At 70.2% G+C, this 12,096-nt stretch carries 10 protein-coding genes; 3 read left to right on the forward strand and 7 right to left on the reverse strand.

The features are described from left to right. The first annotated feature begins 4 nt into the window (after nucleotides 1–4). Nucleotides 5–3,751 (forward strand): beta-galactosidase, LacZ type, encoded by a 3,747-nt coding sequence (lacZ, locus tag O2L52_RS07075; protein WP_270114652.1) that lies wholly within the window; start codon nucleotides 5–7, stop codon nucleotides 3,749–3,751. Nucleotides 3,752–3,786: 35 nt separating this feature from the next. Here the strand turns inward: lacZ and O2L52_RS07080 are convergent, their stop codons facing one another. From O2L52_RS07080 to O2L52_RS07110, 7 genes are all read right to left on the reverse strand, one after another. Beyond that, nucleotides 3,787–4,581 carry an ATP-binding cassette domain-containing protein gene (locus tag O2L52_RS07080; RefSeq protein WP_270114653.1) on the reverse strand — a complete coding sequence of 265 codons (795 nt, stop codon included), beginning with the start codon at nucleotides 4,579–4,581 and terminating at the stop codon, nucleotides 3,787–3,789. Further along, nucleotides 4,578–5,612, reverse strand: a complete 1,035-nt coding sequence (locus O2L52_RS07085) for an ABC transporter substrate-binding protein (protein WP_270114654.1) — start codon at nucleotides 5,610–5,612, stop codon at nucleotides 4,578–4,580. Before O2L52_RS07085 ends, O2L52_RS07080 begins: the two co-directional genes overlap by 4 nt. A 32-nt stretch (nucleotides 5,613–5,644) precedes the next feature. Then, on the reverse strand, nucleotides 5,645–6,688 hold the full coding sequence (locus O2L52_RS07090; protein ID WP_270114655.1) for an ABC transporter permease: 1,044 nt from the start codon (nucleotides 6,686–6,688) through the stop codon (nucleotides 5,645–5,647). Between the two features lie 206 nt (nucleotides 6,689–6,894). Continuing rightward, entirely contained in the window at nucleotides 6,895–7,497 is a 603-nt protein-coding gene (locus O2L52_RS07095) for a TetR/AcrR family transcriptional regulator (RefSeq protein ID WP_270114656.1), read from the reverse strand. Nucleotides 7,498–7,615: 118 nt separating this feature from the next. Next, nucleotides 7,616–8,398: a hypothetical protein gene (locus O2L52_RS07100; RefSeq protein WP_270114657.1), complete on the reverse strand. Its 783-nt coding sequence runs from the start codon at nucleotides 8,396–8,398 to the stop codon at nucleotides 7,616–7,618. A gap of 18 nt (nucleotides 8,399–8,416) precedes the next feature. After that, nucleotides 8,417–9,274 (reverse strand): alpha/beta fold hydrolase, encoded by an 858-nt coding sequence (locus tag O2L52_RS07105; RefSeq protein ID WP_270114658.1) that lies wholly within the window; start codon nucleotides 9,272–9,274, stop codon nucleotides 8,417–8,419. A 47-nt stretch (nucleotides 9,275–9,321) separates the two neighbouring features. Continuing rightward, on the reverse strand, nucleotides 9,322–10,305 hold the full coding sequence (locus O2L52_RS07110; RefSeq protein ID WP_270114659.1) for an NADP-dependent oxidoreductase: 984 nt from the start codon (nucleotides 10,303–10,305) through the stop codon (nucleotides 9,322–9,324). A 170-nt stretch (nucleotides 10,306–10,475) separates the two neighbouring features. Here O2L52_RS07110 and O2L52_RS07115 point away from each other — a divergent pair, with 170 nt between their 5' ends. Together O2L52_RS07115 and O2L52_RS07120 are read left to right on the forward strand one after the other, a co-directional pair. Next, entirely contained in the window at nucleotides 10,476–10,955 is a 480-nt protein-coding gene (locus O2L52_RS07115; RefSeq protein ID WP_270114660.1) for a GNAT family N-acetyltransferase, read from the forward strand. A gap of 223 nt (nucleotides 10,956–11,178) precedes the next feature. Then, nucleotides 11,179–12,096 carry a carbohydrate ABC transporter permease gene (locus tag O2L52_RS07120; RefSeq protein ID WP_373897068.1) on the forward strand — a complete coding sequence of 306 codons (918 nt, stop codon included), beginning with the start codon at nucleotides 11,179–11,181 and terminating at the stop codon, nucleotides 12,094–12,096.

A 12,096-nucleotide genomic window follows, 5' to 3' on the forward strand; every position in this document is an offset into this window, starting at 1 on the left:
GACCATGTCCGAAGAACCCGTCAAGCGCGCCCAAGCGCGGCGCCGCACCCTCCTCGGGGGCGGCCTCGCCGCGCTTGGGAGCGCTTCTATTCCTCTGGGGGCCAACCCCGTCGCCGCCCAGGACGACGTTCCCGACGTGACCGCGGCGGCGTGGACCGACCCGCCCAACGGCTACCCCGAGTGGAACAACAACATCGGGATCTTCCAGGTCGGCTCCGAGCCCGCCCACGCCACGTACATGCCGTACGCCGACCTCCAGCAGGCGTTGCGGGCCGACCGCACCGACTCCCCCTACCGGCTCGGCCTCGACGGCGACTGGCGGTTCCAGCACGCCGGCCGGCCCGCCGACCGCGACACCGAGTTCTGGCGCACCGACCGCGACGACAGCGAGTGGGACACCATGCCGGTGCCCGCCAACTGGCAGCTCGCCGGATACGACTTCCCGATCTACCTCAACTTCACCTACCCGTGGTGGGGCGCCAACGGCCAGAACGAGAACGCCCAACCGCCCTACGCGCCCACCAGGTTCAACCCGGTCGGCCAGTACCGCCGCACCTTCGACCTGCCGACCGCCTGGCAGGGCCGGCGCGTCCACCTCCACTTCGAAGGCGTCAAATCCGGCTTCTACCTGTGGGTCAACGGCACCAAGGTCGGCTACCGCGAAGGCTCCTACACGCCCGCTGAGTTCGACATCACCGACCACGTCCGCACCGGCACCAACCTCATCGCGGTCGAGGTCTACCGCTTCCCCGACGGCGACTGGCTCGAAGACCAGGACATGATCCGCCTCTCCGGGATCTTCCGCCCGGTCTTCCTCTACTCCCTCCCCGCGGTCCACCTGCGCGACTTCAAGATCGACACGCCGCTGCGCGACAACTACACCAACGCCGACCTGGCCGTCGCGGTCGCCGTCCGCAACCGCGGCGCCCAGCAGTCCGGGACCTACACGGTCGAGACCCAGCTCTACGACGACAACGACCAGCCGCTCTGGCCCGCCCCGCTGGCGACGCAGGTCGCCATCGGCTCGGTCCCGGTGGGACAGGACGCGACCGCGCGCGGCACCAAGGCCGTCGCGGCCCCGAAGCTCTGGTCGGCCGAGCACCCGCACCTCTACACGGCGGTGCTGCGCCTGCGCGACCCCTCCGGAGCGGTCACCCAGACCGTCTCGGCGCGGATCGGGTTCCGCGAGTTCGCGATCCGCAGCGGACTCATGCGGATCAACGGCAAGCCGGTCTCGCTGCGCGGCGTCAACCGGCACGAGATGGACCCCGACCACGGCGCGGCCCTCACCCGCGAGGACATGGTCCGCGACATCGAGGTCATGAAGCGGCTCAACATCAACGCGATGCGCACCTCGCACTACCCCAACAACCCCGTCTGGTACGACCTCGCCGACGAGTACGGCATGTACGTCATGGACGAGGCCAACCTGGAGACCCACGGCGTCCGCGACACCTACCCGGCCTCCAACTCGGCGTGGACCGCGGCCGTCATCGACCGCGCCGCCCAGATGGTCCACCGCGACAAGAACCACCCGTCGGTCGTCATGTGGTCCCTCGGCAACGAGGCCGGCGGCGGCTCCAACTTCGTCGCCATGCGCGACTGGATCAAGGCCGCCGACCCGACCCGGATCGTCCAGTACGAGGGCGACAACCGGTCCTCCGTCAGCGACATCCGCTCCCAGATGTACAACACCGCCGCCGGCATCCGCGACCGCGCCAACGACACCGGCGACACCAGGCCCTACATCCTCGTCGAGTACTCCCACGCGATGGGCAACTCCAACGGCGGCTTCAAGGAGTACTGGGACGTCATCCGCCAGTACCCGGTCCTGCAGGGCGGCTACATCTGGGACTTCGCCGACGAGGGGCTGCGCTGGCCGATCCCGCTCGGCGGCGGGGCGACCTACCTCGCCTACGGCGGCGACTGGGGCGACAACCCCAACGACGGCAACTTCTGCGCCAACGGCATCGTGTCCGCCGAGCGGAAGGCGGCGGGCAAGGCCGCCGAAGTCAAACGGGTCTACCAGGCGATCAATGTGTCCGCTGGGAGCAACCTCGCCGCCGGGGAGGTGCGCATCACCAACGAGTTCGCCTTCGCGAACGTGAACGAGTTCGCCGGCTCCTGGACGCTGGTCGCCGACGGCGCGGTGGTCCAGAGCGGCGACCTGACGGCCGCGCAGCTCGACGTCGCTCCGCTGACCGGCAAATCGATCCAAGTGCCGGTCCAGCGTCCGACCGCCGTCGCGCCGGGGACCGAGCACTTCCTGGAGTTCTCGTTCAAGCTCAAGGCCGCGAACCTCTGGGCCGACGCGGGGCACGAGGTGGCCGCGCAGCAGCTCCCGGTCGACTTCGGCAGCCCGCCGGTCGTCCCGGTGCCGCTGGGCGAGGTCCCGACGCTGACCGACGCCGAGACCAGCGACCGGATCACGATCACCGGCAGCGGCTTCTCGCTCACCGTCTCGAAGGCGACCGGCGAGATCACCGCGTACGACGCCATGGGCATGCGGCTGGTCAACTCCGGCCCGGTCCCCAACTTCTGGCGCGCACCCACCGACAACGACCGCGGCAACGGCCACCCGAACCGCAACGGCACCTGGCGGGCGGCCGGACGCAACCGCACGGTGACCGGGACGGCGATCACGCGGCCCTCCGACCGGTCCCGGAGGATCGTCGTGACCGGGACCCTGCCGACGAGCACACCGTCGTCGTTCACCCTGGCGTACACCGTGTACGGCAACGGTGAGATCAAAGTGGACAGCACGCTGCGCCCCGGCTCGTCGAGCCTGCCCTACATCCCGGAGGTCGGCACGATCCTGATGCTGCCCGGGGCGCTGGAGCAGTTGCACTACTACGGGCGCGGCCCGGAGGAGAACCACTGGGACCGCCGCACCGGCACCGACATCGGCCGCTACTCGTCCACTGTGTCTGGACAGTGGACCGGCTACATCCGGCCGCAGGAGAACGGCAACAAGACCGACGTCCGCTGGGCCGCCCTGGTCGACGGCTCAGGGCGCGGCCTGCTCGCGACCGGCGACGCGCCGCTGGAGGTGAACGCCTCCCACTACACGCCCGAGGACCTCTCGGGCGGCGTCCGCCATGACTACCAGCTGACCCCGCGCCAGGAGGTCGTGCTGCGACTGAACCACCGGCAGACCGGCGTCGGCGGCGACAACAGCTGGGGCGCGCAGCCGCTCGACCAGTACAAGCTGTTCCCCACCCGCGAGTACTCGTTCACCTACCGGCTCAAGCCGCTGCCCGCCGTGGGCCAGGCGTTCGCCTTGTCCCGCAAGCCCACCGAGACCGGCGGCGGCAGCGGCGGACCCGTGCAGCCGGGCGTGCACTACCGCCTGGTGGCGCAGCACAGCGGGAAGGCCGCCGACATCACCGGTGCCTCCACCGCCGCCGGTGCCGCGCTCGTGCAGTGGACCGCGAACAGCGGCGCCAACCAGCAGTTCGACTTCGTGGACGCCGGGGGCGGGTACTGGCGGATCAGGGCGCGCCACTCCGGGCTGGTGCTCCAGGTGTCCGGCACCGGCACGGGCGCCGACATCACCCAGCAGGCGTCTTCGGGTGCGACGACCCAGCAGTGGCAGGTCGTCGACCACGGCGGCGGCACGGTCGGGTTCGTCAACCGCGCCAGCGGCCTCGCGATGGACGTCTGGAGCGCGTCCACTGCGGACGGTTCCCGCATTTCGCAGTGGAACACCGGCGGCGGCGCGAACCAGCGGTTCAACCTCCAGCGCATGTGACGCTGAGGGCCGGCGCGCCATCGGCGCGCCGGCCCTCAACGCAGGTCCGCGTCCTCCGGCTCGGTGACGAGCGCCCCGGTCATGGCCGCGACCAGGTCGTCGGTGGTGGCGTCCGCCGCTCTGAAGCGGGCCGTGCGCCGCCCCAGCCGCATGACCTCGACCCGGTCGGCGATCTCCAGGACCTGCGGCATGTTGTGGCTGACCAGGACCACCGACATACCAGCGTCGCGGGCCCGGTCCACGACCTCCAGGACGCGCTGGGTCTGGACCACGCCGAGCGCCGCGGTCGGCTCGTCGAGGATCACCACGCTCGTCGCCCAGATGACCGCGCGGGCGACGGCGACGCTCTGGCGCTGGCCGCCCGAGAGCATGGCGATCGGCGTCGTGACGCGCGGAATCCGGACCCCGAGCTGCTCGAGGGCTTCGGCCGCGCCGCGCCGCATCGCGCGCTTGTCGAGCAGGCCGAGCAGTCCCCCGAGCCCGCCGAGCATGATCTCGCGGCCGAGGTAGAGGTTGGCCGCGACACTGAGGTCGTCGGCGACGGCGAGGTCCTGGTACACCGTTTCCACGCCCGCCCTTCGGGCGTCCACTGGGGAGCTGAAGCGCTCGGGGCGCCCACCGATGAGGATCTCCCCCTCGTCGTGCGGCTGCGCCCCGGAGAGCACCTTGATCAAGGTGCTCTTGCCGGCGCCGTTGTCGCCGATCAGCGCGACCACCTCGCCGCGGTGGACGGCGAAGTCGGCGCCGCGGAGCGCTTCGACGTGGCCGAAGCGCTTGACGATCCCACGCGCCTCCAGCACCGGCGGGTCGGCGCCCTCGACCGTGCTCACTGGTCCACCGGCGGGTTGTCGCAGCTGGGCTCGAGCACGGCCTTGACCTCCTCGGTGTCGATGTTCTCCGGGGTCACGAAGGTGACGCCCGTGTCGGCGGACGCCATCGGCGTGCCTTCGCGCAGGTGCTCGACCATGTTCTGGACCCCGAAGAAGCCCATCCGGAACGGGTTCTGCACCACCAGCGCCGAGATCTGGCCCGCGCGCAGGCCCGCGATCTCGTCCGGGGCGGCGTCCCAGCCGATGATGACGACCTCGCCGGTCCGGCCGGCGGCCTCGACGGCCTGGACGGCGCCGAGGACGCTGGGCTCGTTGGCGGCGAAGATCCCGGCGAGGTCCGGGTTGGCGATGAGGAGGTCCTCGGTGACGCGACGGGCCTCGTTCACATCGCTGTGGCTGGGCTGCTGGCCCACCAGGGTCAGGTTGGCGTGCTGGGCGAGCCCGTCGGTGAAGCCCTCGACCCGCTCGGTGTTCGTCTGCGAGCCGGGCTGGAACTCGATGAGGGCCACCTGGTGGTCGCCTTCGCCGAGCGCCTCGGCGAGGAGGTTCGCGGCCTCGGCGGCCCCGGCGCGGTTGTCGGTGGCGTAGAGCGGGACCTCGTCGGGCTGCGGGTCGGTGCCGGAGTCGATCATGGCGACGGGGACGCCCGCGTCGAGGGCCTGCTGGGTCGCGGGGGCCAGGGCCGCGGAATCCGTTGCGGCGTAGATGATGCCGTCGACGTCCTGGGTGACGAAGTTCTGGATGAGGTTGACCTGGCCCTCCACATCGGTCTCCGCGCTGACGCCGTCCCAGTTGACGGTGACGTCGCCGTCGAGTTCGGCGGCGCATTCGGCGCCGGCCTGGACGGTGCTCCAGAACTCGTGGCCGACCGCTTTGGGGACGACGGCGAGCTCGAGGGGGCCGTCGGTGGTCGCGGCGCCGCCGTCGCCGGAGTCGTCGCGGACCTCGACGCCGCCGCACGCGCCGGCGGTCATGGCCGCCAGGGCCGCGAGTGCGGCGAGTCCTCTGCGGGTTCTCGTGTTGCTGGACATGGCTGGTCCTTCCGTCGTGAGCGGTGGGCGCGTCACCCGCGGGCTTCGAGGCGGCGCCGCCGGTACTGGTCGAAGTAGACGGCGGCCCAGATGATGAGGCCGACGATGACCTGCTGGTAGTGGATGTTGATGCCGAGGAGCACGGAGCCGTTGCGCACCACGGCGATGAGGAACGCGCCGATGAGGGTGCCGGCGATGCGGCCCTGGCCGCCGAAGAGGCTGGCGCCGCCGATGACGGCCGCGGCGATGACGTCGAGTTCGAGGCCGATGCCGTAGTTCGGCTGGCCCGAGTTCACGCGGGAGGCCGCGACCATGCCGCCGAGGCCGACGAGGGCGCCGGCGAGCACGTAGACGGCGGTGAGGTTGCGGCGCACGGCGATCCCCGAGCGGCGAGCGGCCTCCATGTTGGAGCCCATGGCGTAGACGTACTGGCCGAAGCGGGACTGCGAGAGCATGAACGCCGCGGATACGGCGACGATCGCCGTGATGACGATCGCGAAGGGGATGCCGGCGATCTGGCCGTTGCCGAGGAGCTGGAACGACTCCGGAAGGCTGTAGACGCCCACGGCCCCGGTGATGATGAAGACCAGGCCGCGCCCGGCGGACATCATGCCGAGGGTGGCGATGAAGGGCGGGAGCCGCGCGCCCGCGACGAGCAGGCCGTTGGCGAGGCCCGCCGCCGCGCCCACGGCGATCGCGACGACGGTGGCCTCCCATACGGAGAAGCCGAGGTCGCGCACGACGATGGCGCCGACGACGCCCGCCAGCGCGGCGACTGAGCCGACTGACAGGTCGATCCCCTTGGTGATGATGACCATCGTCTGGGCCACGGCGATGATCGCGATGACGGCCGTCTGGGATCCGATGTTGAACAGGTTGTCGGCGGTGAGGAAGTTGGGGCTGGCGAAGCTGAGGGCGATGACGAGCACGACGAGTGCGGTTGCGGCCGTGAACTCGGAGACGGCGGAGGCGAGGTGCTCCTGCAGCCGGGCGTGCAGCCGGTCGCGTGTTCCGAGGGCGGGCTCGATGCCGGTCGCGGCCGTGTCCGGCCGGTCGGATCGGGGTGGACGACGCATGGGCAACGCTGCCTCCTCCTGACCGCGGGCCGCCGCTCGGCGACCAAAGGTCAGACGTATACACGAGCAGACGTCATCATTTCATGGCGGTATCTCCCATGGCAAGGGCGAGATTCGCGCCTTTGGAGGGTGGACAGCGGACATACATCAGATGAGCACTGTGGCCTCGTGAGGCTCAGGGGCCCTTCGTGTTCCAGCCCGGGGGTTCAGCGCGGCAGGAGGGCCTGCACCTGGTGTCGGATCTCGCCGAGGAGTTCGTCGACGGAGTGGTCGATGTTGACGGTGGCGGCCATGCTGACGAACATGATGGCGGAGACGATGTGCGCCAGGGTGGCCGCGGTGCCGGCGTCGATGCGCGGGTCCCGCTGCAGCACCTCGGCGACCGCGCCCTCGGTCTGCGCGGTGAGGGAGAGGGCTTCGCGGTGGTGGGGCTCGGCGGGGTCGCCGAAGACCATCTCGCGCAGGTAGGTGCGGCCGTTGTCGATCTGCTTGCGGTTGCACGCCACGACCGGCGCGATGACGGCCATGACCGCGTCGAGGACGTCGGCGAGGTGCTCGGCGGCGGCCCGGCCTTCGACGAGCGCTTCGGCGTAGGTGGAGTTCTGCACGAGCAGGAGCAGCTCGCCCTTGTTCTTGGCGTAGAGGAACAGGGTGCCGGTGCCGATGTCGGCCTTCTCGGCGACCTGCTGGGTGGTCACCTCGTCGACGCCGTGCTCGGCGAAGAGCTCGCTGGCGGCGGCGGTGATGCGGTCGAGCTTTTCCTGCTTGTTCCGCTCACGCCGCCCGACCCGCTGCGGGGCGGCTGGCATGGGTGCATCCTTCGGGACTGGGATCTGGCCGGTCGTTGCTGGTGTCGCTGCCGGGCGGGCCCGGGAGTGCCGTGCAGCATTCTCCCACGCCGGCCCGAGGTCGGGCGGTCGTGACCGCTCAGCTGTGAGCGCTCGTCAGTGCCCGCCCGTGCTCCACGAAGGTCAGTGTCTCCTCGACTTCATAGGCGTGTACCGCCGAGGCGAACGCGGGGAGCCGGGACGACACCTCGGCGACCGCGCTGCCGGCGAAGAACGCCCGGAGTGCGTCCGCGTCGGTGAACCCCAGGATCAGCGAGGCGTGGAACCGGCTCTCGACCGGGTTGTCGTGGGCGACGTTCGGCGAGTCCCAGAGGCCCCTGCGCCATTGCATGAACATCTGGGTCCGCAGCTCTTTGAGCGCGGCGGCGCGGGCGAGCGCGGGGACGAGCCGGTCCGTGACGACCTTCCGGAAGGCGCCGGTGCCGACGCTCGCCCTTCTCCTGAGGTAGACCAGCGCCCGGGCCCCGGGCCGCTCGCCGGTCCCGACGTCGTACCAGCGGGCCGAGTACGGCGGTCCCGCGTAGAGCACGGTGCGCCGGAACAGGTTCACCTCGTCGAGGTGGGCGAGCTTGGTCTGCTCGCGGCCCAGCAGCGGCGAGAGCAGCGACTTCATGGTGACCTCGGCGACCCCGTCGATCCTGCGGTCGGTGGGAGCGGCCGTCTCGACGCCGTCGATCGCGGGCCACAGACCCGGGTTGGACTCGGCCAGGTGGATCTGGCGGTACTCCTCGAGTCCCGGTGTGGCGCTGATGATCTGGGAGTGCGGGCCCTTCCAGCGGTCCATGCCCTGCCGGCGGGGCCGGTCGTCGCGCATCCACAGCGGGATGGACGAGACCAGCGGTTTCCTGGTGTAACGCGGCATGTGTGTCATGGTCCGACCTCAGCGGTTCAGGAACTCGGCGGCGACCGGCGCGAACTCCCGGTGGTGCTGGAAGACGCCGCCGTGCCCGGAGTCCGGGTAGATGACCAGTTCAGAGCCTTTGATGCGGCGGTGCAGGTCCTCGGAGAGGACCGAGGGCACCATCCGGTCGTGGTCCCCGTTGGCGATCAGCGTCGGCTGGGTGAGCTTCGACAGGTCGTGCGGCTTCCCGCGCCCGTACCGCTTGATGGCCTTCAGCTGGGTCTGGAACCCCTTCAGCTTCATCGGCGCGTCGAGTGCTTCGGTGCGCGCTCCGGTGGTCCGCTCGACGTACGCCTTCGCGGCGCGCTTGCCCTCGTCGTCGCGGGCGAAGAACAGGAACTCCCGGGCGTCCGAGCGCGTCAGCGTCGAACGCAGGATGTCGCGGTAGGTCACGCCGGCGACCTTGTCGATGTCCTTGCCGCCCTTGGGGCCGGTCCCGGTGAGGACCAGTCTGCGGACCAGCTCGGGGTGTTCGGCGATGAGCGCCTGGGCGATGAAGCCGCCCAGTGAGAAGGAGAAGACGTCGACCAGGTCGAAGCCGAGCGCCTTGATGAAGGCGTAGGCGTCGTCGGCCATCAGTTCGATGCTGTCCGGCACGTCGCCGGTGGTGGCGCCGACGCCGCGCTGGTCGAAGGTGATGACGTGGCGGTCCTTCGCGATCGCGTCGACGATCCGCGGGTCCCAGTAGTCGAGGGTCGCGGCGAGATGGACGAAGAAGACGACCGGGATGCCGCCCTGCGGCCCCAGCTCGCGGTAGACGAAGGTGGCGCCGTTCGCAGTGACGGTGCTCGTGGGCGCATCGACGTACGACGTGACCGGTTTATCCTGCATGTTCATGGTTGCTCCCCGTAGATGATCGAGCCTACTGGCGGCCGAGCGCCAGGTCAGGCGGTTGCGACGGCCTTGCCTCGGATGCCTCCCCGGCCGAGCGCCTCGAGCGCCTCGGGAAGCTGATCGAAGGACACCGTCCTGCCCACGATCGGGCGCAGCGCGCCGCCGTCGACCAGAGCGGTGATCTCGCGGAGCTGGTCGCCGCTCGCGCGCATGAAGAGGAACTCGTAGGTGACGCCGAGCCCGCGGGCCTTGCGGCGGATGCCGGCGCTGAGTCCGGTCATCGCCAGCCGGATCGCCGCGCTCGCGCCGATCTCGCGCGCGAAGGCCGGGTCCGGGGGCCCGGCGATGCCGATGGCCTTGCCGCCGGGCTTGAGCACCCGCAGGGACTTCTCGAGGTTCTCCCCGCCGAGGCTGTCCAGCACCAGGTCGTAGCCGTCGAGCAGCTGCTCGAAGTCCTGCGTGCGGTAGTCGATGACGGTGTCGGCGCCGAGCTCGCGCACGAAGTCGGCGCTCGCCGTGGTGGCGACCGATGCACCGAGGTGCTTGGCGAGCTGGACCGCGATCGATCCCACGCCGCCCGATCCGCCGTGGATGAGGACGCGCCGGCCGGGGCGGACGCGCCCCTTCTCGACGAGGGCCTGCCATGCGGTCAGTGCGACGAGCGGCAGCGAGGCCGCCTCCTCCATGCTGATCGAAGCGGGCTTGAGGGCCAGGTCGGCCTCGGCGACGGCGATGCGCTCGGCGAAGGTGCCGATGCGGTGGTCGCCGGGGCGGGCGTACACCTCGTCGCCGGGTTTGAACCCGCGCACGTTCGCGCCGGTCTCGATGACGGTGCCGGCGACATCGTGGCCCAGGACGAACGGCGTCCGGTACGGCAGGAGCTGCTTGAACTCCCCGAGCCGGATCTTCTCGTCGAGGAGGTTGAGGCCGGCGGCCTGCACTTCGACGAGCACGTCGCTGTCGCCGACTCGCGGTTCCGCGACCTCCTCGAGCTGCAGCGGGGCCTTGTACTTGCTGACGACGAACGCTTTCACGTGCTTGCTCCGTTCTCGTTTGTCCTACCGCTCATTTTTATGAGTGAACTCAAATATGACTCGACTCAGAAATATTGTCAAGGAAACCGCGGTGTGAGCCGCTCGAGCGGCCCCGGCCGGGCATGAAACTCGCTGGATCGGAGCGCCGGGGCGGCGGCAGAATGTTCGACGTGATCGAAATTCGGGAGCTCGGCGCCGACGACTGGCAGATCTGGCGGCGCCTGCGATTGGCCGCGCTCGAAGAGGCCCCGTATGCGTTCATGTCCCGGCTCGCCGACTGGCAGGGGCCGTCGGACACCGAGGAGCGGTGGCGCGCACGCCTGGCCGGCACGAACACGCACGACCTCGTCGCCGAGGACGGGGACAGCCCGGTCGGCATGGCGAGCGGCATCGAGACCGAGGACCCGGGCACGGTCGATCTCATCTCCATGTGGGTCGCGCCCGAGGCCCGCGGGCGCGGCGTCGGCGACGCCCTGATCACCGCGGTCGAGCAGTGGGCGCGGCGATCAGGCGCCGGAACACTGCGGCTCTCCGTCGCCGCGGAAAACGCCGCCGCGGCGGCGATGTACCGGCGCAACGGGTTCTACGACGTTCCGGGATCACAGGACGCGCACGGAACCTGGCAGATGGCGAAACCGCTCGAGGCCTGACGCCTCGCCCGCGACCCCGATCGAACCTCCCCGAAACGGCTCACGCGAGCGGGCCGTGCGGCCGCGTGCGTGCGCGAACCGTGCCGCCGCTTCGTGACCGAACTGGAATCCTTCCCGCTCGGGATCTGCTTGACAACCGCCTTCACGCCGAAGCACTATGGTTCGTGTTGATTGTTTACGTAAACATTTTGGTATCGGCCGAAGGAGTGCTCCCGTGACCGCAATCGCCGAGACGCCCGCGCCACCGGAGGCGAGCGCCCTCCCGCGCCGGCGCCGCCGGGGACGGCGCTGGACCGGATGGCTGTTCGTCGGTCCGTTCATCGCCGTGTTCGCGCTGGTCTTCCTCGCGCCGATCGCCTACTCGGTCTACCTCTCCGTGTTCCGCACCCAGATGGTGGGCGGCACGAAGTTCGTCGGCCTCGAGAACTACTCCCGGGCGCTCCAGGACGCCCAGTTCTGGGACGGCCTCGGCCGGGTCAGCCTCTTCCTCGTCGTGCAGGTGCCGATCATGCTCGGCATCGCCCTGCTCGTGGCGCTCGCGATCGACAGCGGACGCCTGTGGGGCCGCAGCTTCTTCAGAGTCGCCGTGTTCATGCCCTACGCGGTCCCGGCCGTCGTCGCGACCCTCATGTGGGGCTTCATGTACGGCACCCGGTTCGGCCTCGTGGCCAACCTCAACGACGCCTTCGGCATCGACCTGCCCGACCCCCTCTCCCCCGGACTCGTGCTCGCCTCCATCGGCAACATCGTGACCTGGGAGTTCGTGGGCTACAACATGCTCATCTTCTACGCCGCCCTGCGCGTCGTCCCGCACTCGCTCTACGAGGCGGCGGCGATCGACGGCGCCGGGGAGTGGCGGGTCATCACCGCGATCAAGCTGCCCGCGATCCGCGGCGCACTGGTCGTCGCCCTCATCTTCTCCATCATCGGCAGCTACCAGCTGTTCAACGAGCCGACCATCCTGCAGTCGCTGGCGCCCAACGCCATCACGACCGCGTTCACGCCCAACCTGTACGCCTACTCGCTCTCGTTCTCCGGGCAGCAGTACAACTACTCCGCGACGGTCGCCATCATCATGGGCCTGGTCACCATGGTGGTCGCCTACGCGGTCCAGCTGCGCGGCATGCGCAAGGAGCAGTGA

It is taken from the genome of Glycomyces algeriensis, assembly GCF_027622855.1.
Taxonomy (GTDB): Bacteria; Actinomycetota; Actinomycetes; order Mycobacteriales; family Micromonosporaceae; genus Glycomyces; species Glycomyces algeriensis.